This is a genomic window from Myxococcota bacterium (genome assembly GCA_040387835.1).
Classification (GTDB): domain Bacteria; phylum Myxococcota; class UBA727; order UBA727; family JABDBI01; genus JAZKCZ01.
Genome location: JAZKCZ010000002.1, coordinates 238,368 through 259,930, shown reverse-complemented (window position 1 = coordinate 259,930; position 21,563 = coordinate 238,368). Strand labels below are relative to the sequence as shown.

Sequence of the window (21,563 nt, the reverse complement as noted above, 5' to 3'; positions counted from 1 at the left end):
TCAAATGCTTATGCAAGCAAGTTTAAGAAATCGAATTTTACTTTTGGTAGGCATTGCTTTCTTTTGTATTGCCTCGGATCAGGCAACCAAGGTCTGGGCGCAACGGAATCTTGCCTATGAATTCTCGCCGGGGCAATTTTATCCCTTTAAAGAAATCACGGTTATCCCAAAGGTTTTTAATTTAATTTATAAAGAAAATCCGGCAGCGGCATTTAGTATTACCAGCTCGATTCCTGACTGGATTCGAAAGCCGCTTTTGACAACGGTGAGTATTGTTGCATCGTTGTTCTTCTTGGTTTGGTATTTCAGGTTAAAAAACCCGGACCGTTTAATTTTGGTGTCTTTTTCGCTTATTATGGGCGGTGCCATTGGAAATCTGATTGACCGAATGCGTCTTGGGTATGTGATTGACTTCTTGGATGTGCACGCCGCTTTCCTGGGCTATGCAGGGTCACACTGGCCAACGTTTAACATTGCCGATTCGGCGATTGTTGTTGGTGCCATCGGCATATTTGCGCATTCGTTTTATTCTAAAAAGGCTTAATCCAAGCGGGCGTGGTAGCTGGAGCGGACGAGAGGGCCGCTTTCTACTCGCCAAAAGCCTAGGCTGCGAGCGTAGGCGCCTAGCTCGCCGAATTCTTCTGGAGTGGCGTAGCGCATTACTTCATGGTGAAAGCTGCTAGGGCGTAAGTATTGGCCCATAGTAATCATGTCTACTTGATGTTCACGCAAATCTTTTAAGCTTTGCTTAATCTGCTCATTTGTCTCGCCAAGGCCAAGCATGAGGCCGCTTTTAGTCTTAATATGTGGCGCTTTGGATTTCGCGTATTGCAAAACTTCCAAAGAACGGCGGTATTTTGCGCCAGAGCGAATGCGTGGAGTTAGTTCTTCGACCGTTTCCAGATTGTGATTAAACACTTCCGGCTGGGCTGCTAAAACCGTGTCGACATCTGCTTTGACGCCTTTGAAATCGGGTACCAATACTTCCAGCGTAATGCTCGGCATTCGTTTTCGGATTTCTTCCAGGCAGCGAACAAAGTGCCCGGCACCGCCATCAGACAAATCGTCTCGGGTGACCGATGTTAAGACGGCGTGTTTTAAATCCATGGCTTCAATAGCTTCCGCCAGACGCTTAGGTTCTTCCAAGTCAACAGGGCCAGGGCGAGAATAGGAATCCACGTCGCAAAATCTGCAAGCACGCGTGCAGATCCGACCTAAGATCATAAAGGTTGCTGTGCCGAGCTCCCAGCATTCACCCATGTTGGGGCAAGATGCTGAGGAACAAACGGTATTGAGACGCTTGGTGCGGATTAAAGCTTGTAGGCGTTGATAATTCTCACCGGTTGGAGCTTTAACCCGTAACCAATCGGGTCTTTGAATGGTGACTAAGGGTTCGCTGACCATGTCTCCAACGTTTTTTTCAAATCGGCCATAAATACATCGGCAGTGGCGCCATCGATGAGGCGGTGATCAAAAGACAGAGATAGCCAACCACGATTGCGGATGGCAATCATGTCTGAGCCTTCGTGTTCAATTACAACGGCTTGTTTCTTAATCTGGCCGACGCCTAAAATAGCAACTTGAGGTTGATTGATGATTGGCGTTCCGATAACCGCACCGTAGTTGCCGGGGTTGGTCAGCGTAAACGATCCCCCAGAGAGTTCATCTGGCTTAATCTTCTTGGTTCGAACGCGAGCAGCCATATCGGCGATTGCGCGTGCAAGACCTCTGAGGTTCATTTGGTCAGCATTGCGAATAACCGGTACCATAAGGCCTGGCTCAGGCTGTTCAATCGCCACAGCAATGCCCAGGTGAACCTCTTTCTTAAACAGAATTTGGTCGCCTTTAATTTCAGCGTTGATATACGGATGGCGTTTTAAGACTTCGCAGAGGGCGGCCGATAGGAAGGTCGTATAAGTTAGTGCAACGCCTTCTTCGCTTTTGAAACGATCTTTATGAGCGGCTCTGACTTTATCGATTTGCGTATAGTCGACTTCGAAGAAAGTGGTGACGTGGGCACTGGTGCGCTTAGACGCGACCATGTTTTCCATGATGACACGCCTCATGGTTGAAACTGGTTTGGTCGTTGTGCCAGGGCCCATTTGTGCTGGGGCAGCTTTCGGCGCTGCAACCGGAGGCGTTGTTTGGGCGCCAGTTGATATGAAACTGAGAAGGTCGTTCTTGGTTAAACGTCCGTCGCGGCCAGTGCCGGGGATTTGGTCCAAAGCCTCGGGCGATAGCTGATTTTCGGAAGCTATCTTTTTTACCAGGGGTGATAGAAACCGGTCTGACTCGATATCTGTGGTCACTTCGGCAACGGGCGCTTTTACAGGCGCGTCAGGTTGGGGTGCAGCCGCCACCGCCGGTTGAGGTTTGCTGCCAGGCACCTCGTCTTTAGGTACTTCTTTTGTCGCGGGTGCAGCTTTCGAAGTGGATTCGCCGGCTGCTCCAACTGTACCTAAGACTGTTCCGACCGCAACGGTTTCGCCTGGACCGACTGCGATGTCCAATAGCACGCCAGCGGATGGCGATGGAATCTCTGCTTCCACTTTATCGGTGGAGATTAACAGAACGTTTTCGTCTTTTTTGACGGCATCGCCTGGCGCTTTTAGCCATTTAACGATGGTTCCTTCTGCAATCGATTCGCCCAGCTGCGGCATGATGATCTTATCGGCCATTGAACACTCTCCTCTTTAGGCTCAATGACAGCAAGCAACACAGTGCGATAACTGACAAGAGCAACGATAACGCAACCACAAATTGTTCGGTATCATACAAGCGAATACCCTTAGGGTCAACGAGACCTTGCCATTGCCAGTCAAGCAAATAGCCGATCGAGTGTTGCAGCAAGGCGCCGCCTAGCATGTTCAGGGTATTCACCACACCAAGGGTGAGGCCTGAGTTGCTCGCTGTCGTAAATTGCACTGCGCCAGTGAAACACATCATCTCCGCACCGCAACAAATACCAATTAAAATCAGCCCGGTGCGCAAAATAATCTGTGGCATCACCGGCCCAAAAAGCAATAAGCCAAACAAAATAAGAATGGCAAAACTACAAAACTGGATGGCGAAATCTAAGCAGTTCCATTTTTCGCATAACGCCGGAAGAATCAAACTACCAATGCCGAGGCCCGCAAACAAAAGCGTCGTGTTAAAAGAAGCCTCTGCCTGAGTGAGCTCGTATTTTTGCATCAGAAACGCCGGCCCCCATAGATCTGCCAATACGGAAAGCGGCGTATAAACACCTATGGCCAAGATCGCATAAGTCATGACCGGCCGATTTTTCAGGATAGAAACCAAATCGCTCCATCTGAATGCGGCCGATGTTTTGTTCGTCGATTTGAGATTAACGCCTATGAACGTTAGCACAAACAGGGCAATGCCTAAAAATCCAAGCGTCATCGTCAAAGAACGCCATCCACTCAATGCAATCAAATGCACTAAGTAAGAGCCTGTCAAAATGGCACCCATCACGCCTAGGGTCAAAGTCGCGCCCATCAGCAGGCCGCGCCTTCCTAAGGGTAAATAATCCGCTGCTATTTTGAGTGCCGACATGAAAGCACTGGCCGAGCCGATGCCAATCAATACCCGAGAGGCAAGGATGCCAGCAAGGTCAGTCGCGAAAGCCATCGCAAACGCACCTAAAACGCATATTGCGACCGATGAGAGCAAAACTTTTTTAAGACCTAGCCGGTCAACCAGGATGCCCACCGGAATTTGCATCAGCGCGTAAGCGTAAATCGTAAAAGAGCCAACCGCACCAAATTCATGTGCGGTCAGCCCAAATTCGGAGCGTAGTTCGGGTTCTATATTTGCGGGCAAAACGCGCAGGACATACTGAAAACAGTAGAACAGCGCGGCGATGCCCCAAGCAAAATAAGTACGCGAAAAGCTCATTAAGCGCCAAATTTAGCTAATATGGCCAAAAGAAGCAGCGCAACGATATTCGCGATCTTAATCATCGGGTTGATGGCTGGACCAGCGGTATCTTTGTACGGATCACCCACAGTGTCGCCAGTGATAGCAGCTTTATGAGCTTCCGAGCCTTTGCCGCCAAAGAAACCATCTTCGATATGTTTTTTAGCATTGTCCCAAGCGCCGCCGCCTGAAGTCATGGATAAGCCTACAAATAAGCCGGTAACAACAAGGCCAAGGAGCATGGAGCCAAGAGTAATCAATGCTTCTCTCTGACCAACGCTGGCCCACATAGCCATGTAAACCAAGATAGGTGCACCCACAGGCAGCAAACTTGGCAAGACCATTTCAGAGATGGCCTTTTTGGTTAAAATATCAACCGCTCTGCCATAATCAGGCCGTCCTGTGCCTTCCATGATACCTGGAATTTCTTTGAATTGACGCCGAACTTCAATCACAACGGATTGAGCTGCTCTGCCAACGGCCATCATGCTCATGGCACCAAACAAATAAGGCAATAGACCACCCAAGAACAAGCCGATCACCACATAGGCATCTTCCAAAGAAAACACCAACGTATACTGAGGGAAGTAGTGCTTAGCGTCTTCAATAAAAGCTGCAAACAAAACGAGCGATGCAAACCCAGCTGAACCGATCGCGTAACCCTTGGTTACCGCTTTGGTTGTATTGCCAACGGCATCCAAAATATCAGTCGTTTTACGGACTTCAGGAGGCATGTTGGACATTTCTGCAATACCACCAGCATTGTCTGTCACTGGACCGTAAGCATCCAGCGCAACAATCATCCCGGCCAAGGCAAGCATGGTGGTTGCTGCAACGCTAATACCGAATAGTCCGGCGTTTTGATAAGAAAGCAAAATCCCCGCACTAATCACAATCGCAGGCAAAGCAGTTGCTTCCATCGAAACAGCGATACCCTGAATAATATTAGTTCCGTGACCTGTCATTGAGGACTTAGCAATACTTTGCACTGGCCGGTAGTTGGTCATGGTGTAATATTCAGTAATGCGCATTAATAGGCCGGTAACCACAAGACCTGTTAAGCAGCAATAGAACAAGTTCAGGCCATTGAAAGTCATTTGTGTGCCGACAAACACGGTATCAAGGCCAACCCAATAGTTGCAGATAACGGCAATCGCGATTGCAGACAAAACAGCAGTAACCATAAAACCTTTATACAAAGCTTTCATGATGTCATTGGATTTGCCAAGTTTTACAAAGAAAGTTCCAACAATGGAAGCGAGAACGCAAACGCCACCAATGAGCATTGGCAGAGTCATCAGCAGTTCTAAGTCGCTGCCGCTGAAATAAATACCGGCCAAAAGCATGGTACCAACCAGGGTCACCACATAAGTTTCAAATAAATCTGCAGCCATACCAGCGCAATCGCCAACGTTATCACCGACGTTGTCAGCAATTACCGCTGGATTTCGTGGGTCGTCTTCTGGAATTCCAGCTTCAATTTTGCCAACCATATCAGCGCCAACATCTGCGCCTTTGGTGAAGATACCGCCGCCCAAACGAGCAAAAATCGAAATTAACGAAGCGCCGAAGCCAAGGCCAACCAACGCTTCCATAATGTCGCGCGTAGGCAATTCTAATGAGCGCAGGCTTAGATAGTAACCGGTGATGCCCAAAATTCCTAAAGCAACAACCAATAGACCGGTAATCGCACCTGCACGAAAAGCGATATCAAGCGCGGGTTGAAGGCCTCTGCGAGCAGCTTCTGCTGTTCGAACGTTGGCTTTAACCGAAATATTCATGCCCACATAACCGGCCACGCCAGACAGGATGGCTCCAATTAAAAAGCCGACGCCGACATAAACGCCAAGCAGGGCAGTCAGAGCAACGAATATCACAACGCCAATCATGGCAATCATGCGATATTGGCGATTTAAATAAGCTTTGGCGCCTTCTTGAATGGCTAATGCTATTTTTTGCATTGCTTCGTTCCCTGCAGGGGCTGCAAGAACGGTGCGAACCATCCAAAGACCATATATGACGGCTAAAGCGCCGCAAGCTAGAATCAGGGCATAGGTATTCATCATAGTGCCTGTGTGTAAACCACTTTGCCTATGGGCTGTCAACTAAGAGCGTTTCTTTAAGAATATGTGGGGCTGTTTTTATGTTATCTTGCGAAACATGGGTGGAATTGTAGATCTCTTGCTGCAAGGCAATATAAACGAGTTATTGAAGCGTTACGCGGACGTTGGGCTGGCGCTGTTGGTTATTTTGGTGATGACCTTGCTCATCATTCCGATCCCGACTTTTATCGTAGATTTACTTATATGTACCAGCATTTCGATCGCCATGGTGATGTTGCTGGTTTCTCTTTATATCCCTGATGCGCTTCATCTGTCTTCGTTCCCCACCATCTTGCTGGTGGTTACGCTTTTTAGACTTGGTTTAAACGTTGCCACCGCTCGGCTAATTCTATTGGATGCTGATGCAGGGAGCGTGATCACCGCATTCGGTGAGTTCGCGGTGGGCGGTAATTTCGTTGTTGGTCTTGTGATTTTCTTGCTGCTCATGCTGATTAACATGTTGGTTATCACTAAAGGTTCGGAGCGCGTGGCGGAAGTAGCCGCCAGGTTCACTTTGGATGCGATGCCAGGAAAGCAGATGAGCATCGATGCTGATTTACGTAATGGCTCCATTGATTTGGATACCGCTCGTAAAAAGCGAAGTGATTTAAGCCGCGAAAGCCAGCTATTTGGTGCGATGGATGGTGCGATGAAGTTCGTTAAAGGGGACGTCATTGCGGGTATTATCATTTTCGCCATGAATATTTTGGCGGGTATCGCTGTCGGCGTTTTGCAGAAAGGCATGTCTGTTGAAGAAGCCATTCACACCTATTCGATTTTGTCGGTAGGGGACGGCTTGGTGAGTATTATTCCCGCTTTGCTCATGTCAGTGTGCGCTGGTTTGGTGGTAACACGCGTGAACTCAGGTGAGGAAAACAGTAATCTTGGGAAAGAAGTCGCGACGCAGGTCCTGGCCCAGCCCAAAGCGTTTGCCATTGCCGGTGGATTTATTGCATTGGTCGGGCAGATTCCTGGCCTGCCAAGATTACCCTTTACCATTATTGGTATGATCGTTGGTGGTATCGCCTACGGCCTGTACCGCTCTAAAAGTCCAGCATTGGCGGGCGGCGGCGCGAATGTTGCTGAGATGGACGCCATCGTCGGTAAACGTGAGCAAAAGTTAGAAAAAGAAAAGAAAGTCGCGTTGCAAAAAGCGAAGGCGCAGGAAGGTCAAACTGCCAAAATGATGCCGGTGGTTACCCCGATCGCTTTGGAGGTTGCCTCAGATATCATTCCATTGGTTGATGATAGCTCGAACTTCTTGGCTGAGCTTATCCCAATGATGCGTGATGGCATGTTCTATGAGCTTGGCATTCGTTATCCCGGAATCAGGGTGCGTGGCAGCGATGGTTCAGGGGGCCCGAGCAGCTACTCGATTCTTGTTAATGAAATTCCGGTTGCGACCGGCTCGGTTGACCCGCGTCAGTGCTTGGTGAACGATACCCCAGAACGCTTGAAGCTTTTGGGTATTGACGCAGTTACGGCGCATAATCCGGCCAACGGGGTGCCTTGTGCTTGGATATCTAATTCGAAACAGGAACTTGCAGAGCAAGCTGGGCTCACCACTTGGGATGCTGCCAGTTATATGGTCTTGCATCTGTCGGCATGCCTTCGCAAAACGGCTCCTGAGTTTGTAGGCATTCAAGAAGTGCAAAACATGCTGGATCAGCTGGAGCAAGCTTTCCCAGCGCTGGTCAAAGAAGTTGTGCCGAAAGCAGTTAACTTGTTCCAACTGACGGATATTCTAAAGCGCTTGGTCGAAGAGGAAATCTCGGTGCGCGATTTACGCACCATTTTACAAGCCTTGGCAGAGTGGGGCCCGCACGAAACAGATTCTGTGATGTTGACCGAACATGTTCGAAGCTCGTTGAAGCGATATATCAGCTTTAAATATACGGGCGGTCAAAATACATTGGTGGTTTATCTCTTGGACCCGCCGCTGGAAGAGACCATCAACGCCGGTATCCAAAAAAGCCCTTCAGGAAACTATTTGGCTTTGGAGCCAGAAGTGACGCAAGATATTCTAGACGCAATTCGAATTGAAATTGGCAATTTGCCAGCGACTGCTCAGCAACCAGTGATTCTGACCACTCAAGAAATCAGGCGCTACTTGCGGAAACTGGTGGAAATCGAGTTTCCGCATTTGGCAGTGGTGAGCTATCAAGAGCTGAGTTCAGATATGAATATTCAGCCTGTGGCACGAATTGCATTGCAGCAGCGTTGATTTTCATAGAGGTCCTGAAATACGCTCAGCGCTATGAACAACACACTCTGTTACACGCTGGGTCGGATAATCTATGCCATTCCATTTATCATATTTGGCTTAAACCATTTGATGATGGCGGACTCGATGGCTATGATGGTGCCAAGCTTTATGCCGGCCGCTGTTTTTTGGGTTTATTTAACTGGGGTCGCTTTGCTGCTTTGCGGACTGCTTATTTTAGCTAATCGCTATGTGAAGTGGGCTTGCTACTGCTTAATCATCTTTATGGCTGTGGTTATTTTGAGCGTGCATGTTCCAAGCATTCTTGCCGGAGCCAACATGCCGATGCCCCTGATTTCGATGCTAAAAGACCTGGGATTGATTGGCGGGGCTTTAATATTGAGCAGCTACGAGAAATAGTATATCGTGCTTCATGCACTTAGATCCACGACTGCCTGATACCCTCATCGATTTACACATCCATGTCGGGGGCGCGGTCGCGCCTCATGTGCTGTTCAGCATTGCACATGAGCAAGGCTTTAAACTGCCGGTTAAAACTTACTGGGACTTTGTCGATTTGGTGACTGCCAAGCAGGACACGGTCAAAAATCTCGATGATTATCTGAAGATTATGCATCAGTGGACAGAGCGGATTCAAAGCTCACCAGCAGCTGTTGAGCGTTCTGTTTATGAGATTATCTGCAAAGAGTACCGCTCTTCCAAGGTCGAGCAAATTGAGCTGCGTTTTAACCCCATGAAGCGAAATCTAGGCGGTGAGCGGGATTTGGATCATATTATACATGCTGCTTTAAGAGGGATGGACCGGGCCGTCTTAGAATACGGTGTTAAAGCCTGCTTGCTGTTTTGTTTAGCCAGAGAATTTGATTACGAGCAAAACGAGATTATCTTAGAAAAGGCAATTAAGTACGCTCATAGAGGCGTTTTAGGCATCGATCTGGCAGGACCAGAAAGTCACAACTTAGAGTTATCCCTGCAGGATGTGCCTCGCTATGAAAAGTTGTTCCAAAGAGCAAGGGATGCTGGTCTTAAGACAACTTTGCACACCGGCGAAACCAAGCACACCGGGGCCGCGGGTGTGATTGCCGCGTTGCGTTATTTAAGGCCAGACCGTATCGGTCATGGCATTCAAGCTGCGTATAGCGAAGAAGCGTTAAAAATGCTGGCAGACTCAGGTTGTGTCTTAGAGATTTGTCCTACTTCTAATCTTTATACTCAAGCCGTTAAGGACTTGAAGGAGCTGGGAGAAGTGCTGGGCAGGTTTAAATATTGGAAAATCCCATTTACAATCAACACGGATGGGCCATATTTGTTGAACACAGACATGGCACAAGAGAGTTTATTGTTGCTTGATAATAATATTTTAACCCCAGAAGAAGTCAAAACTTGTTTTGAGATCTCGAAAAAGGCGTCTTTCATCGTATGAGTTCGGAACCAATTATATTGCTGTCTACCAGCGAAATTGAAAAAATGCGCCGCGTCGGCAAGCTGGCCGGTGAGTTGCTGGTGCATCTCGGTAAAATGGTTGCACCGGGCGTTACGACCCAAGCGATTAACGATGAAGCCGAACGTTGGACCAGAGAACGTGGTGCTCGCAGCGCACCGCTTAACTATGCGCCCGGTGGTTGCCCGCCGTACCCTCGATCAATTTGCACTAGCGTGAATGAAGTTGTCTGCCATGGTATTCCCACCACCAAAAAGATTTTGAAAGAAGGGGATATTATCAATATTGATGTCACTTTGATCTTGGATGGTTACCACGGGGATACCTCAAGGACATTCTTTGTCGGCACGCCATCCAAACAAGCGCGGCAGCTGGTGGAAGTGACCGAGAAATGTTTGCAGCTTGGCATTGCCGAAGTAGCACCAGGTAAAAGGCTAGGCGATATTGGTGCAGCCATTGCGGAATATGCAGAAAGTTTTGGCTATGGGGTAGTCAGAGAGTTTGTTGGTCACGGCATTGGCAAAAATTTTCATACTGCGCCTCAAGTGTTTCACTTTGGCGAACGAGGCAAAGGCGTGCGCATGCAACCGGGTATGGCTTTCACTATTGAGCCGATGATTAACCAAGGCACTTGGAAGACACGAATGTTAGACGACGAATGGACCGCGGTTACCAAAGACAATAAGCTGTCGGCCCAGTTTGAACACACCATTTTAGTAACTGAAACCGGTGTAGAGATTTTGACCTTGCCTGGGACGGCGGTTTAGCATTTGGGGATAAAAGGAATATACTTGGAGCTTTGAATCTGAGGCAGCAACCTTGCCTTGCTTTCAGGATCTGCGTAGGTAATCTCAAGCCCGTAGCCGCTTGGATATTGACTGGTAGCAGTTTTTCTTACCCACCGTACGAGTCCAGTTAATTCCATAGATTCGCCGTTTTCGAAATGTATGTTTGTATTCACCGGCGTTTCAACTTGGGGAAAGCGTTCTTTGGTGGGGACAAATAGTCCGCCTCTGCCCAAAGACAGGGATGCCATGTCTTTGAGGTTCAGTTCTTGCAAAACGGTCTTTTCTTTGTACTCTGGCTTTTGAGTCCATAACATAGCTTTCGGCGCAAGGGCTGCTTTGACAGCCTCGTTAATTTGCCCGCGGTTAAAAGGCTTTTGAAAGAGGGCGTTGGCGCCAAAGTCGTATATTTCTTCGGGCGACAAGTCGCTATACCCTGTCATCATCATGAAAATTGGAACTTCGTTATTTATCTTTTTATAAGCCTGAATCATGCCGATGCCGTCCATGAGCGGCATTCTAATATCAGAGAGAACTAGGTCAATCTCTGGATGTTGCTGAAGTAATTCGAGCCCAGTTTTACCGTTGTCTGCCTGAAAAATTTTGAAACCTTGGTTCTCAAAATTGAGCACAAGCATTGACCGCAGCAATTCTTCATCATCCACAATTAGAATTGAAGGCACATCTCCCTTTTCCATCTTATGATTATACACCAGTCATGTATTTTTTAGCGTTTTCAACATAAATTGGCCATCCAGCAGCCACGATGCCTTGTTCTCGCTCATTTAAAGGCCGGATCACACGGGCAGGAGTTCCCATCACCAATGATCCCGGTGGGATCTGAAAATTGGCTGTAATTAGGCTTCCCGCTCCAACTAATGAGCCTTTACCGACCAAGCAGTTATCAAGCAAGATGGAGCCCATGCCAATCAAGCATCCATCTTCTACCTGGCAACCATGCAATATGACGCGATGTCCGATGGTGCAGCAATCTCCGATCCGCGTTTCGCTTAAGCCATGGGTGGCATGGCATACGGTGCCGTCTTGAATAGAGGTATTCGCGCCAATGATAATTTTGCCCATGTCTCCGCGCAAAACCGCCAGGGGCCAAATGCTGCTGTGAGCACCAATCTCAACATCCCCCATAATTTGGGCGCTGGGGTGAATGTAAACCGTGGGATTGATGGTCATATTAAAGCTTCCAAGCGGCTTGTTGGCCGATTTTTAAGCCCTTTTGCTTAGCCAAACCGCCATTGATTTCAAGCACATATTGAGCAGGTGCATCGACAGCCCTAGGATCTAGGCTTTTGGGTGTAGCGCCATGCACGATGCCAACAATCTTTTTGGCAGCATCCATGAAAATCATATCCAGTGGTATTAGCGTGTCTTTCATCCAAAAAGCACGCATTTGCTGATCAGGAAAAATAAAAAGCATCCCCGCGTTAGGGCGCAGCGATTTCCGATTCATCAGCCCTTTATCTAACTCTGCGGGCGTTTTCGCTATCTCGATCTCAAAAGATACCGGCTTTGCAGCGGTTTCAAACGAAATTCGAACGCCTTCGGCGCCACAAGCGACCAACAGCGAATACAAAAAGCAAAGGCAGGAAGTTTTCATGAGCATCGCATCCTATCGTACTGCACCTTCGTCCACGGAACAAGGCTGGCCCAAAGGTGTACCTTATATTGTAGGAAATGAGGGCTGCGAGCGCTTCAGCTACTATGGCATGAGTGCCATTTTATATACTTATATTGTGGCCATGCATGGCTCGGGAGACTTTGCGACTTCGGTCGTGCATTTGTTTATTTCGGGCGTGTACGCATTTCCCATGATTGGGGCGGTCATCGCGGACAGACTGTTAGGTAAATATCACACCATTTTGTGGTTTTCGTTGGTCTATTGCTTAGGCCACTTTGTCTTGTCTATGACCGAAGGTTCTATGGCAGGCATGTATGTGGGTCTTGGATTAATCGCGCTGGGGGCAGGGGGCATCAAACCTTGTGTGTCTGCGCATGTAGGCGATCAATTTGGAAAGTCGAATTGGTATTTGATCACTAAGGTCTATCAACTGTTCTATTTTATGATCAACTTTGGTTCGTTCTTTGCGACATTATTGATTCCACTAACTCAAAAATATTTTGGTTGGAGTGTTGCTTTCGCGGTTCCAGGCATCTTGATGTTTGTTGCGACGGTGGTTTTCTGGATGGGACGCAACAAATTCGTGCATATTCCGGCCAAGCCGGGCGGGTTCTTAGGATTTCTGGATGCGCTCAGCTCAACATTCCTATTTATGACCATTGGATCATTGGCATTTACGGCGCGATTTTCTACGCCCTTTGCGATCTCTATCTCAGTGGCTTGTTTCATGATTGGCTTGGTTTTGTTTCAAGTTAGGCAAAACCATTCTCCAGACGATGGCTTTTTGGCAGTGTCTGTTGCAGCGACTTCCGATTGGTTTAAGCGCATGATGATGCGAATTGCCAATATTGGCGTCGTGTTTTCCATGGCGACATCGTCGGGCAATCCGCAACCCAGAAGGGCGGTTGTCCGGGCATCAGCCATCCGCCAGCAGTTCAGTGAAGAATCTATCGAAGGCACTTTGGCTGTCTTGAGAATTGTAAGTATTTTTCTCTTCGTTAGCATTTTCTGGGCGCTGTTTGATCAGCACGGCTCCTCCTGGATTCGCCAAGCACAGATGATGAATCTTAAGTTGGGTGGCGTAGAGCTCTTGGCTTCGCAGATTCAGGGTTTAAACCCGCTTTTGATCATGCTTTTGATCCCTGTGATGTCCAAGCTGTTTGGGCATATTAAGCCTCTTGTGCGTATGTCCGTAGGCATGGGTATCGCCAGCGTATCGTTCGTGGTTGTTGCTGTGATCCAAGCTCAGCTGGATGGCGGCAACCAACTGCACGTCGGGTGGCAGTTACTGCCATATACATTGATAACCATTGCCGAAGTTTTGGTATCTATCACGGGGCTTGAGTTTGCTTACACACAAGCTCCTAAACGTATGAAATCAACGGTCATGGGCTTTTGGCTTTTAAGTGTAGCGTTTGGCAATATTTTGGTAGCTTTCACAGCGCGATTTGCGGCGCTCCCCTTGGTCAGCTTCTTTTGGGTATTTGCTGGGCTGATGGCTTTGGCTGCGCTTTTGTTTAGTATGCGGGCGTATTTTTATGTTCCTAGAGATTACCCGCAGACATGATGGCGCCCAAAACTTTGAGCGCATCAACAGCGGCTCTCACATTGTGAACCCGAATGTAACTTGCACCATTTTGAGCGGCGTGTAGCACGGCTCCAATCGTTCCGTAATCGCGTTCAGGCCCATAATTTGGCAAGCCCAAAAGCGGCCCCATAAATTTTTTGCGGCTCGGGCCTGCGTATACCGGGGCAATGGGGGAGAAAGCTGAAAGGTTTTTCAAGATCGTGAAGTCTTGGTCAGCGGATTTTCCAAAACCTATGCCTGGGTCAATAGAAATCCGCCCAAGCGAGACACCTGCGTTTACAGCTATTTCGACTCGGTTTTTTAAAAAAGTGGCGATTTCAGAAATGATATCATGTGATGCGCCATACATGTGCATAAGGGTGACATGCTCGAAGTCCTTTGCCAGGGTGAGCATATAAGGATCGTGGCTTAGAGCGGAGACGTCATTAAGCCAAAGCGCTCCAGCTTCTAAACAACTGCGCGCGGTGGTAGCATTACGGGTATCGATGCTGAGGTTTCGCACGCCGCTGGCAATCAGCGCTTTTATGACGGGCAGCACCCTGGCGAGCTCTTCTTCAGGGGTAATGGGTGTAGCGCCGGGACGGGTGGATTCACCACCGACATCAATCCATGCGGCACCATCGGAGAGCATTTGGTGTGCATGCTCAACAGCCTTGTAAGTTTCCATATAAAGCCCGCCATCCGAACAACTATCGGGCGTGATGTTTAAGATGCCGATAATTTGGGCCAAGCGACCTCCAGGAGTCTTTGAGTGACTTCATCGGGTGTGCCGCTACCCTCAACGATATGGGCATGTATGGAGGGTGCGAGTTCTAAATAGCGCTCCCGAATGGTTCTTTGCAGATCTTGGGTTTCGAAAATCTCAACCACACCGCCGCGGGCTTCGCGTCTTTGGGTTGCCTCGCTTAAAGGCGTATCAATGAGGAGGGTTAAATCTGGCAGCAACGCAAATTGGTTGATGCGCCGAACCCAGTCTTCACTAACCTCAAGACCTTGATAAACCCAGCTGGATAGCACATAGCGGTCGCAGATAACATCGATGCCTTGTTCTAACTTGGGTTTGATTTCATTACTAATATGATGCAGTCGATCGGCAGCAAATAATAGTGCGAGGGCTTCGGGGAAGTGGTCTTCTTGCGTGACTTTTCCTTGCAAAAAATCGCGAATAATTTTGCCAATTAGACCGCTGCTGGGCTGGGCGGTAACAAAAACTTTACGACCGCGCCTTTTGAGAGCTTCTGCTAAAGCGGTGGCTTGGGTCGTGTGTCCGGATCCGTCAATGCCTTCTAAAGCGATAAACATATAGCTTACTCCGATAGCGCATCAATATAGGATGCGCAAATAAAGTCATTTTCTGATAAGCCTTTAACGGCATGTGTCGTATAGATAACTCTGGCACTATTATAGCCAAAAGTAATGTCCGGATGATGCCCTTCACGATGCGATATAAACGCAATGGCATTGATAAAGGCCATGACCTGGTAATGGTTTTTAAATAGCCAAAACTTGGAGATATTGTCGCCCTCTAGGCTTAAGCTCCAACCCTTAAGTTGTTGAACCCGCGTACTGGCATCCTTTAAAGACATGGGTGAAACGCCACCTTCACAAGGTTTGCAATGTTTTAACATGTAATAAAATCCTGGTCCTGGTCGGTGTTTAGCGCGACTTTTTCTGCCAAGGCAGGCAGATCGAGCTGAATTATTTTAAATAAACTTTTAAGAGAATCTAGCACAAAATATTTTTTCTGAATTTCGTCATATCGATAGGCGGTTTTCATAACTTCTCGAATGTCAAATGGCAGACGCGTTGGCACGTCGCTTTGAAGCGCATAGGTTGTTTCTGTGTAAGATGACAAAATACCCCCGCCATAAACCCTAAGGCCTTTCGCGGAGCTCACCAAACCAAACTCAATGGTAAACCAAAAAAGTCTGCCTAAAATTGAGCGGGTTTTATGATCGGCACGTTGCGCCATTTTCCCGTAGGACTCGATAAAATCCGCGTACGCCTTATTGGTCAACAGCGGGCAGTGGCCAAAAAACTCATGGAAGATGTCAGGCTCTTTCAAATAATCGAGTTCTTCACGGGTGCGGATAAACGTAGCTGCTGGGAAATGCTTGTTGGCAAGCAGGTCGAAAAACGCATCGATGGAAATGATTTTTGGAACAGGGGTAACTGCCCAACCGGTCGCTTTTTTTAGGTGCTCGCTAATCTCAGGACATTGCGGAACCTTGTCCTTAGGAATGGCCAGCAGCTCGAGACCTGTCAGATATTCGTCGCAAGCGCGCCCCTGGATTATTTTGTGCTGGCGCTGGTACAAAATGCTCCAAGTTTCGTCTTCTTCTGGTGTGTAATCCACATATCCACGCGAATCGGGAGGCTTGGCAACATAGATACTTTTTTTAGTCATGCTCAAATACCAATATCGGATTTCTTGCTGCCTTGGCTTCGTTTAAACGGCCTAGGGCGGTGTGGGTAGGGCTGATTTTTAGCTTGGCCGAATCTTCGTGAAGCACTTCGATGAATGCTTCACATAATCTGTCTAAATCTTCTTTGGATTCGGTTTCGGTTGGCTCAATCATCATGGCGCCTGATACCACCAGCGGAAAATACACAGTCGGTGGGTGAATGCCTTTATCGATTAGACCTTTCGCAATATCCAGTGTGCTGATGTTTTGAGCGCTTTGCTTTTTATCCGTGAAGACAACTTCATGTAAACAGTCTGTTTCGTATGGCAGGTGCAGGTAGGGCCGTAATAGCGCTTTGACATAGTTCGCATTGAGAACAGCCATTTCGCTAGCTTTTTTGAGACCATCAGGACCCATCTCTCTCATATAGGTAAAGGCTCTGACCATCATGCCAAAATTGCCGTAAAAACTTCGGATGCGTCCGATTGACTGCTCGCCTGCCTCCGGTAGAAATTTTTTAAGCTCCTCGCATACGCCGACAGCGCCGCAACCGGGGCCGCCGCCACCATGGGGCGTGGTGAAGGTCTTATGTAGGTTGAAATGCATCACATCAATGCCGCAATCGCCTGGCCTAACGATGCCCATCAAGGCGTTTAAGTTAGCCCCGTCTCCATAAACAAAGCCTCCATGTTCGTGGACCACCTGACAGATTTCTGAGATATTTTTTTCGAATAGCCCAAGTGTGTTTGGGTTTGTGATCATAATCCCAGCGCACTGGTTATCCATTTTAGATTTGAGCTCTTCTAGATTAATTAAGCCGTCTGCGCCGCTTTCCAGCGTGACGATTTCGTAGCCAAAAAACGCGGCGGAGGCGGGGTTGGTCCCATGGGCGCTGTGCGGCACCAACATCTTGGTGCGAGATTCACCGCGAGCTTTTAACGCCTTATCAATCATCATAACGCCTGCAAATTCGCCATGAGCGCCTGCCGCAGGTTGAAGAGAAACACCGCTGAAACCGCCGATTTCGCCAAGATATTTTTCGAGCTCCGACATCAGATAAAAAGCATTTTTAAGGCGCCATTTTGGTAGATAGGGGTGGAGCTGAGAAAAGCCAGGCAATCGTCCTGCCCATTCATTAATCCTAGGATTGTATTTCATGGTGCACGAGCCCAGCGGGTACGAGTTCGTATCTATTGAAAAGTTCCAGCGGCTGAGGCGCGTATAATGCCGGTTGATTTCAGGCTCAGAACATTCAGGCAACAGCGGTTCGTTGGGTAGCAAACGTTCGTGTTCTCCAAGCATTTGACGAACTTCGTCATCTGCTAAGTGCATTGCCGGCAAATCCACGCCACATCTGCCTTTAGAGCCATGTTCAAACAGCAGCTTTTCATCGAAATCGAAATTGGTGCGCCCGATCATGACAAGCTCTCCACCAAAGCATCTATTTGCTCATTCGTATGCAATTCGGTGGTGCACACCAGCAAGTGATTTGCCAGTTCGGGAAACCATTGCCCCACCCAAACGCCTGGGAAAAGGTCATCTTGCTCAAGCTGCTTAGCTTGTACAACTTGCGTTGGCGTTAGCGCTATTAATGTTTCGTTAAAATGAGGCCCAACTTGGGTGATATTCAGTCCGGAGGCCGCTGCCTTTTGCCTGAAATAAAGCGTTTTCTTGATATTTTGATAAGCTAGATTTCTGAAGCCTGATTTTCCATACAAAGAGAGCGCCATGCTGAAAGCTAACGCCATCAGGTTGTGGTTAGTGCAAATGTTGGACGTCGCTTTCTCGCGCCGGATATGCTGCTCGCGAGTGGACAGCGTTAAAACGAAGCCTCGCTTACCGTTCATATCAGTGGTTTGGCCGCATAAGCGCCCTGGCATTTGCCGCAAAAATTCTTTCTTTGTAGCGAATAGGCCAACCCCAGGGCCTCCTAAACTTAGATGCCCACATAATCCCAGGCCTTCTCCGACTGCGATGTCTGCTCCTAAAAAGCCGGGAGATTGGATAGCTCCTAAAGCGACTGGATCGGTGCAAACAGCGATCGCCAGCGCGCTTTGTTCATGAGCTTTGGCAATGATCGTCCTTTGATCTTCTAATTGGCCAAAAAAGTTCGGATTTTGGTACACATAGGCTGCGACAGGGCCTGAGCTTACGATTCGAATTCCTGCAGCGCCTAAAAATGTTTTGCAGGTTTCTATATATTCGGGATGTATCCCATCATGAAACTGGATGGCTTGGGCCTGTGGCCTAAGCCGGCAGGCCATCAAGCAGGCCTCAGCCAGAGCCGTTGCGCCATCGTACATCGATGCATTGGCGATCTCTAATCCAAACAAAGAGGCAACCATGGTTTGAAACTCGAAGATGGCCTGCAAAGTGCCCTGAGAAACCTCTGGCTGATAGGGCGTATAAGCGGTGAGCCATTCGCCGCGTAGCAGCATCTGCGAAACCATCTCGGGTACAAAATGAGCTGTCGCACCTGCACCCAAAAAAGAGGCTTTCGGAGGGGTTCCTGCCAGATCTGCTAGCATGATCTTAAGCTCAATTTCACTCATCGCAGGTGGCAAATTAAGCGATCGCTTTAAAAAATTTGCAGCCGGAATGCTTTGAAAAAGACTTTCAACGGAGGGCCGTTGGATGGCGGCTAGCATGGCCTGAACGTCGTCACTTGTTTGAGACAAATAGCGCATGCCGCATATCTAAGCCTCCTTTAACATAAAAAATCAAGCGGTCTTGCTTTTAGGGTCAATAGGTATGCTAAAATGTATTTAGGGGAATGATAACTATGAATCAAATGAAAGGCTTTACTTTGATCGAATTAGTGTTGGTGATTGCAATTTTAGGAATTTTGGCAGTCGCAGCAATTCCAACTTTCTTGACCGGCTCTTTAAACTCTGCGCGGGTTGCCTCCATGAACGCTACCGTCGGTGCGATTCAAACCGGTATTGCGATTTTTGCAGCTACAAATATGGCTTCCTATGGTACCGTTAGCTACCCTGCGACCTTAGACAGTGCGAGTAACGGTGCGGCGACTCCTGCCAATCGTCACTTTACCAGTATCTTGCAGAACGGTGTATCGTCTCAATGGATTAAAGGTTCGGCCACTTCATATACATTTGATATGAATGCGGATTCAACGGTAACAACGGGAACAGACACTTGTTGTACCTATACTGTCGCAACTGGGTTGTTTACCTGCGCAACTTGCTAGCCACACGCTCATGAGGGCGAATGGGTTTACACTCGCTGAGTTGGTGCTGGTTATCGGTTTAGCCGGCATATTAAGTGTAACGGCGTTCGTTTATGCGCCGTCTCTCAGCACCACGCGTTTGGATACTGCGGCTCAGCAAGTGTATTCAGATATCGAACATGCGAAGCAAAACGCCTCTTCTACAGGCGTCACTTCGGGTGTTTCTTTTGTTAATGGGGGCGCCTACACGGTTTACCAAGGAACGACCGCCACGCCGCTTACACATCCACAGACCAAACAAAATATGGTGATCACGTTATCCACCAAATATCCGGGCATTAGTATCAGCGGCAACTACGTGGTGGAGTTTAATGAATTGGGGGCACCAACCACGGGCGGAGGGGGCAGTGTTACGATATCGAGTGGATCGGCTACTCGGACGATTACCGTAACTGCCAACACGGGTAGACTGGTGATGCCATGAAAGGCTTTTCTTTGGTTGAAAGTGTGCTTGCAATGGTGATTATTGGCGCAGGGTTTGTCGGTGTTGTGATGGCGATTCCTGGCATGGCAAGGACGTCCTTGCTTGCAGATCAATCCATTGTAGCGACCAATCTTGCCGCGGAGGCGTTGGAAAAAGTGATGGCGCGACGCGACTGTAACGCTGCAGGGTGCGGCTACGCGTCCACAATTGCCGCTATTGCAGCAAATGGCTATAATGCAAATCCGGTATCGGGTTTTACCGGGTATGTGCTGACGGTAACCGTGCTTGAGGTAAATCCAGATGCAGATACTGGAACAGACGACTTTTTAGATGCGAATGTTGGCTCTGGCTATGCGCGAGTGACTGCACAGGTAAATTTTAACAATAACGCCAACACGATTAAACTGGCGACAATGATAACCAACTATTAAATCGCTTTAATATTGTAAGAACTGGCCAGATCGCTTTTGAACATCCGAAGGGTCTGTTTGATTAGCTCGGTGTCTAGACAAATAAGCGTACTTTCTGTCCATACCAAGCCGGTTTCGTCAAAATTAAAACTTCCAATTCCAATGGCTAGGTTGTCAAAAAAATAGACTTTCGAGTGAAGCCATGCTGGATAGGCAAAGCCTTTGACAGCAGTACCTTTCAGTGAATCATAGACGCTGTTTAAAAAATAATAGCCAACGATTCGGCCGACCCAGGAAGGCATCATGTCAGAGTTGATAAACCCGGGACCGTTCGTCAGCAAAAATATTTCACTGCCCGGCTCTTTACTAATGTCGTTAAAAGATCGCCACAAATTTTCTTGCTCAGGGCTTCCAAAAGCATTCAGCGCCAATGAATGAAAAATGAGTCTTTTTTGGGTTTGCAAGGCATGGAGCCGATAGCTTTCAAAAACCAGAAATTCTTTTTGTGAAGGTGTTTGTGAGACAAAACGGCAGACGCCTTTGAGCGGTTTCATCTGTAGCCAGGATGCATATTTCTCGCGCTCGATTTTGAGGGGTGGGCCTTTTTTTAGCGTGTTGTCCGATGGTTTGGCAAAACGCCATAACATCGCAAAACGTGCCCGAATGTCTTCAATGACAGGTCCTGAAACGATGGCGTCAGTATCCCTGAAGTTGCCATCCGCTTCTTTCTTTTTGGCATACCAAGTTCCAATATTTTGCCCGCCGACAATGGCCAGACTTGAATCAATGATAAAGATCTTGTCATGCAGCTGAACCACACCGTGATTGGTTATATAAGAATACGGCATGGTGGCAACCTCAATGCCGTTCTTTCTCATTTTTGATGGGCAGTTGCCCGAAAATGCCCACGTCCAAGGCCCGCCCGTGACTAAAAATCTGATTTCAACGCCTCGTTTTGCGGCACTGATAAGCGCTTCGGTGAATTGTTTCCCCACCTCATCACAGACGATTTGAAAGGTTGTGATATAGATGCTGGTGGTGGCTTTATCGATCAGTGCTAATTTTAAGTCGCCTGACTGTGCATTGGGCAATAAGTCTATCTGGTTGCCTACGGTGAGACGTGAATTTGTTCGAACATCTACGTGTGACTGAAATTCGGTTGTCAAAAACGGATGTCCTTCCTGCGGAGCAAAGGCAAAAAAGTCATCGATTTCAGCTTGTGACGGATGCTTTGCTGAGCTCGCTGAATTTAAAACGCTGCTAATCCAGGAGAGTCGATGCTGCAGTGAATGGCAGCCTGTTAAAGACAAAGCAATCACAAGTGTGAAAATGAAGCGCACTGGGATTTATCTTAACATGAAAACGCAAGCATGCTACGCCTAG

At 48.0% G+C, this 21,563-nt stretch carries 23 protein-coding genes; 9 read left to right on the top strand and 14 right to left on the bottom strand.

The window, feature by feature from the left end; all coding sequences use genetic code 11:
• The first annotated feature begins 10 nt into the window (after nt 1-10).
• On the top strand, nt 11-544 hold the full coding sequence (gene lspA / locus V4534_03945; GenBank protein ID MES2504010.1) for a signal peptidase II: 534 nt from the start codon (nt 11-13) through the stop codon (nt 542-544).
• On the opposite strand, the gene lipA is transcribed toward lspA, so the two are convergent.
• Genes lipA through V4534_03925 form a run of 4 tightly spaced genes read right to left on the bottom strand, consistent with a single transcriptional unit; the run spans nt 541 to nt 5,984 of the window.
• Nucleotides 541-1,404 (bottom strand): lipoyl synthase, encoded by an 864-nt coding sequence (lipA, locus tag V4534_03940; protein MES2504009.1) that lies wholly within the window; start codon nt 1,402-1,404, stop codon nt 541-543. The genes lspA and lipA overlap by 4 nt on opposite strands.
• Nucleotides 1,386-2,678 (bottom strand): dihydrolipoamide acetyltransferase family protein, encoded by a 1,293-nt coding sequence (locus tag V4534_03935; protein MES2504008.1) that lies wholly within the window; start codon nt 2,676-2,678, stop codon nt 1,386-1,388. Before V4534_03935 ends, lipA begins: the two co-directional genes overlap by 19 nt.
• Nucleotides 2,668-3,897 carry an MFS transporter gene (locus V4534_03930; GenBank protein MES2504007.1) on the bottom strand — a complete coding sequence of 410 codons (1,230 nt, stop codon included), beginning with the start codon at nt 3,895-3,897 and terminating at the stop codon, nt 2,668-2,670. Before V4534_03930 ends, V4534_03935 begins: the two co-directional genes overlap by 11 nt.
• Nucleotides 3,897-5,984, bottom strand: a complete 2,088-nt coding sequence (locus V4534_03925) for a sodium-translocating pyrophosphatase (protein ID MES2504006.1) — start codon at nt 5,982-5,984, stop codon at nt 3,897-3,899. The genes V4534_03930 and V4534_03925 overlap by 1 nt, the downstream gene beginning before the upstream one ends.
• A 61-nt stretch (nt 5,985-6,045) precedes the next feature.
• On the opposite strand from V4534_03925, the gene sctV reads away from it, so the two are divergent.
• The 4 genes from sctV to map are packed head-to-tail and all read left to right on the top strand — an operon-like array spanning nt 6,046 to nt 10,452.
• Nucleotides 6,046-8,244: a type III secretion system export apparatus subunit SctV gene (sctV, locus tag V4534_03920; GenBank protein MES2504005.1), complete on the top strand. Its 2,199-nt coding sequence runs from the start codon at nt 6,046-6,048 to the stop codon at nt 8,242-8,244.
• Nucleotides 8,245-8,277: 33 nt separating this feature from the next.
• Nucleotides 8,278-8,643, top strand: coding sequence for a DoxX family membrane protein (locus tag V4534_03915; protein MES2504004.1), 366 nt, complete (start codon nt 8,278-8,280; stop codon nt 8,641-8,643).
• A 31-nt stretch (nt 8,644-8,674) separates the two neighbouring features.
• Nucleotides 8,675-9,667: an adenosine deaminase gene (locus V4534_03910; GenBank protein ID MES2504003.1), complete on the top strand. Its 993-nt coding sequence runs from the start codon at nt 8,675-8,677 to the stop codon at nt 9,665-9,667.
• On the top strand, nt 9,664-10,452 hold the full coding sequence (gene map / locus V4534_03905) for a type I methionyl aminopeptidase (protein MES2504002.1): 789 nt from the start codon (nt 9,664-9,666) through the stop codon (nt 10,450-10,452). The genes V4534_03910 and map overlap by 4 nt, the downstream gene beginning before the upstream one ends.
• On the opposite strand, the gene V4534_03900 is transcribed toward map, so the two are convergent.
• The 3 genes from V4534_03900 to V4534_03890 are packed head-to-tail and all read right to left on the bottom strand — an operon-like array spanning nt 10,449 to nt 12,085.
• The gene (locus V4534_03900) at nt 10,449-11,153 is read right to left on the bottom strand and encodes a response regulator (protein MES2504001.1); all 705 of its coding nucleotides are present in this window, start codon (nt 11,151-11,153) and stop codon (nt 10,449-10,451) included. The genes map and V4534_03900 overlap by 4 nt on opposite strands.
• A gap of 22 nt (nt 11,154-11,175) precedes the next feature.
• Complete coding sequence (locus tag V4534_03895; protein ID MES2504000.1) at nt 11,176-11,661, bottom strand: gamma carbonic anhydrase family protein; 486 nt, start codon at nt 11,659-11,661, stop codon at nt 11,176-11,178.
• A 1-nt stretch (nt 11,662) separates the two neighbouring features.
• Nucleotides 11,663-12,085 carry a DUF192 domain-containing protein gene (locus V4534_03890; GenBank protein MES2503999.1) on the bottom strand — a complete coding sequence of 141 codons (423 nt, stop codon included), beginning with the start codon at nt 12,083-12,085 and terminating at the stop codon, nt 11,663-11,665.
• On the opposite strand from V4534_03890, the gene V4534_03885 reads away from it, so the two are divergent.
• Entirely contained in the window at nt 12,084-13,673 is a 1,590-nt protein-coding gene (locus V4534_03885; protein MES2503998.1) for an MFS transporter, read from the top strand. The genes V4534_03890 and V4534_03885 overlap by 2 nt on opposite strands.
• On the opposite strand, the gene folP is transcribed toward V4534_03885, so the two are convergent.
• The 6 genes from folP to gcvPA are packed head-to-tail and all read right to left on the bottom strand — an operon-like array spanning nt 13,651 to nt 18,786.
• Complete coding sequence (folP, locus tag V4534_03880; protein ID MES2503997.1) at nt 13,651-14,424, bottom strand: dihydropteroate synthase; 774 nt, start codon at nt 14,422-14,424, stop codon at nt 13,651-13,653. The two genes, V4534_03885 and folP, sit on opposite strands and share 23 nt — an antisense overlap.
• On the bottom strand, nt 14,400-14,996 hold the full coding sequence (tmk, locus tag V4534_03875; GenBank protein ID MES2503996.1) for a dTMP kinase: 597 nt from the start codon (nt 14,994-14,996) through the stop codon (nt 14,400-14,402). The genes folP and tmk overlap by 25 nt, the downstream gene beginning before the upstream one ends.
• 5 nt (nt 14,997-15,001) lie before the next feature.
• Nucleotides 15,002-15,322, bottom strand: coding sequence for a 4a-hydroxytetrahydrobiopterin dehydratase (locus tag V4534_03870; GenBank protein ID MES2503995.1), 321 nt, complete (start codon nt 15,320-15,322; stop codon nt 15,002-15,004).
• The gene (phhA, locus tag V4534_03865) at nt 15,316-16,101 is read right to left on the bottom strand and encodes a phenylalanine 4-monooxygenase (protein MES2503994.1); all 786 of its coding nucleotides are present in this window, start codon (nt 16,099-16,101) and stop codon (nt 15,316-15,318) included. Before phhA ends, V4534_03870 begins: the two co-directional genes overlap by 7 nt.
• Nucleotides 16,094-17,518, bottom strand: coding sequence for an aminomethyl-transferring glycine dehydrogenase subunit GcvPB (gcvPB, locus tag V4534_03860; protein ID MES2503993.1), 1,425 nt, complete (start codon nt 17,516-17,518; stop codon nt 16,094-16,096). The genes phhA and gcvPB overlap by 8 nt, the downstream gene beginning before the upstream one ends.
• Nucleotides 17,515-18,786, bottom strand: a complete 1,272-nt coding sequence (gene gcvPA / locus V4534_03855; GenBank protein ID MES2503992.1) for an aminomethyl-transferring glycine dehydrogenase subunit GcvPA — start codon at nt 18,784-18,786, stop codon at nt 17,515-17,517. The genes gcvPB and gcvPA overlap by 4 nt, the downstream gene beginning before the upstream one ends.
• Nucleotides 18,787-18,881: 95 nt before the next feature.
• On the opposite strand from gcvPA, the gene V4534_03850 reads away from it, so the two are divergent.
• From V4534_03850 to V4534_03840, 3 genes are read left to right on the top strand one after another with little or no spacing between them, the layout of a single operon-like run.
• On the top strand, nt 18,882-19,307 hold the full coding sequence (locus V4534_03850) for a type II secretion system protein (protein ID MES2503991.1): 426 nt from the start codon (nt 18,882-18,884) through the stop codon (nt 19,305-19,307).
• Nucleotides 19,308-19,317: 10 nt separating this feature from the next.
• Nucleotides 19,318-19,770, top strand: coding sequence for a GspH/FimT family pseudopilin (locus V4534_03845; protein MES2503990.1), 453 nt, complete (start codon nt 19,318-19,320; stop codon nt 19,768-19,770).
• The gene (locus V4534_03840; GenBank protein ID MES2503989.1) at nt 19,767-20,201 is read left to right on the top strand and encodes a type II secretion system protein; all 435 of its coding nucleotides are present in this window, start codon (nt 19,767-19,769) and stop codon (nt 20,199-20,201) included. Before V4534_03845 ends, V4534_03840 begins: the two co-directional genes overlap by 4 nt.
• Here the strand turns inward: V4534_03840 and V4534_03835 are convergent.
• Nucleotides 20,198-21,520: a phosphatidylserine/phosphatidylglycerophosphate/cardiolipin synthase family protein gene (locus V4534_03835; protein MES2503988.1), complete on the bottom strand. Its 1,323-nt coding sequence runs from the start codon at nt 21,518-21,520 to the stop codon at nt 20,198-20,200. The two genes, V4534_03840 and V4534_03835, sit on opposite strands and share 4 nt — an antisense overlap.
• Between the last annotated feature and the right edge of the window lie 43 nt (nt 21,521-21,563).

Excerpts from the sequence above, each read along its gene's own strand:
- lspA (MES2504010.1), top strand. The coding sequence starts at position 11 with ATGCAAGCAAGTTTAAGAAATCGAATTTTACTTTTGGTAGGCATTGCT.
- lipA (MES2504009.1), bottom strand. The coding sequence starts at position 1,404 with ATGGTCAGCGAACCCTTAGTCACCATTCAAAGACCCGATTGGTTACGG.
- V4534_03935 (MES2504008.1), bottom strand. The coding sequence starts at position 2,678 with ATGGCCGATAAGATCATCATGCCGCAGCTGGGCGAATCGATTGCAGAA.
- V4534_03930 (MES2504007.1), bottom strand. The coding sequence starts at position 3,897 with ATGAGCTTTTCGCGTACTTATTTTGCTTGGGGCATCGCCGCGCTGTTC.
- V4534_03925 (MES2504006.1), bottom strand. The coding sequence starts at position 5,984 with ATGATGAATACCTATGCCCTGATTCTAGCTTGCGGCGCTTTAGCCGTC.
- sctV (MES2504005.1), top strand. The coding sequence starts at position 6,046 with ATGTGGGGCTGTTTTTATGTTATCTTGCGAAACATGGGTGGAATTGTA.
- V4534_03915 (MES2504004.1), top strand. The coding sequence starts at position 8,278 with ATGAACAACACACTCTGTTACACGCTGGGTCGGATAATCTATGCCATT.
- map (MES2504002.1), top strand. The coding sequence starts at position 9,664 with ATGAGTTCGGAACCAATTATATTGCTGTCTACCAGCGAAATTGAAAAA.
- V4534_03895 (MES2504000.1), bottom strand. The coding sequence starts at position 11,661 with ATGACCATCAATCCCACGGTTTACATTCACCCCAGCGCCCAAATTATG.
- V4534_03885 (MES2503998.1), top strand. The coding sequence starts at position 12,084 with ATGAGCATCGCATCCTATCGTACTGCACCTTCGTCCACGGAACAAGGC.
- V4534_03890 (MES2503999.1), bottom strand. The coding sequence starts at position 12,085 with ATGAAAACTTCCTGCCTTTGCTTTTTGTATTCGCTGTTGGTCGCTTGT.
- tmk (MES2503996.1), bottom strand. The coding sequence starts at position 14,996 with ATGTTTATCGCTTTAGAAGGCATTGACGGATCCGGACACACGACCCAA.
- V4534_03870 (MES2503995.1), bottom strand. The coding sequence starts at position 15,322 with ATGTTAAAACATTGCAAACCTTGTGAAGGTGGCGTTTCACCCATGTCT.
- phhA (MES2503994.1), bottom strand. The coding sequence starts at position 16,101 with ATGACTAAAAAAAGTATCTATGTTGCCAAGCCTCCCGATTCGCGTGGA.
- gcvPB (MES2503993.1), bottom strand. The coding sequence starts at position 17,518 with ATGATCGGGCGCACCAATTTCGATTTCGATGAAAAGCTGCTGTTTGAA.
- gcvPA (MES2503992.1), bottom strand. The coding sequence starts at position 18,786 with ATGCGCTATTTGTCTCAAACAAGTGACGACGTTCAGGCCATGCTAGCC.
- V4534_03850 (MES2503991.1), top strand. The coding sequence starts at position 18,882 with ATGAATCAAATGAAAGGCTTTACTTTGATCGAATTAGTGTTGGTGATT.
- V4534_03845 (MES2503990.1), top strand. The coding sequence starts at position 19,318 with ATGAGGGCGAATGGGTTTACACTCGCTGAGTTGGTGCTGGTTATCGGT.
- V4534_03840 (MES2503989.1), top strand. The coding sequence starts at position 19,767 with ATGAAAGGCTTTTCTTTGGTTGAAAGTGTGCTTGCAATGGTGATTATT.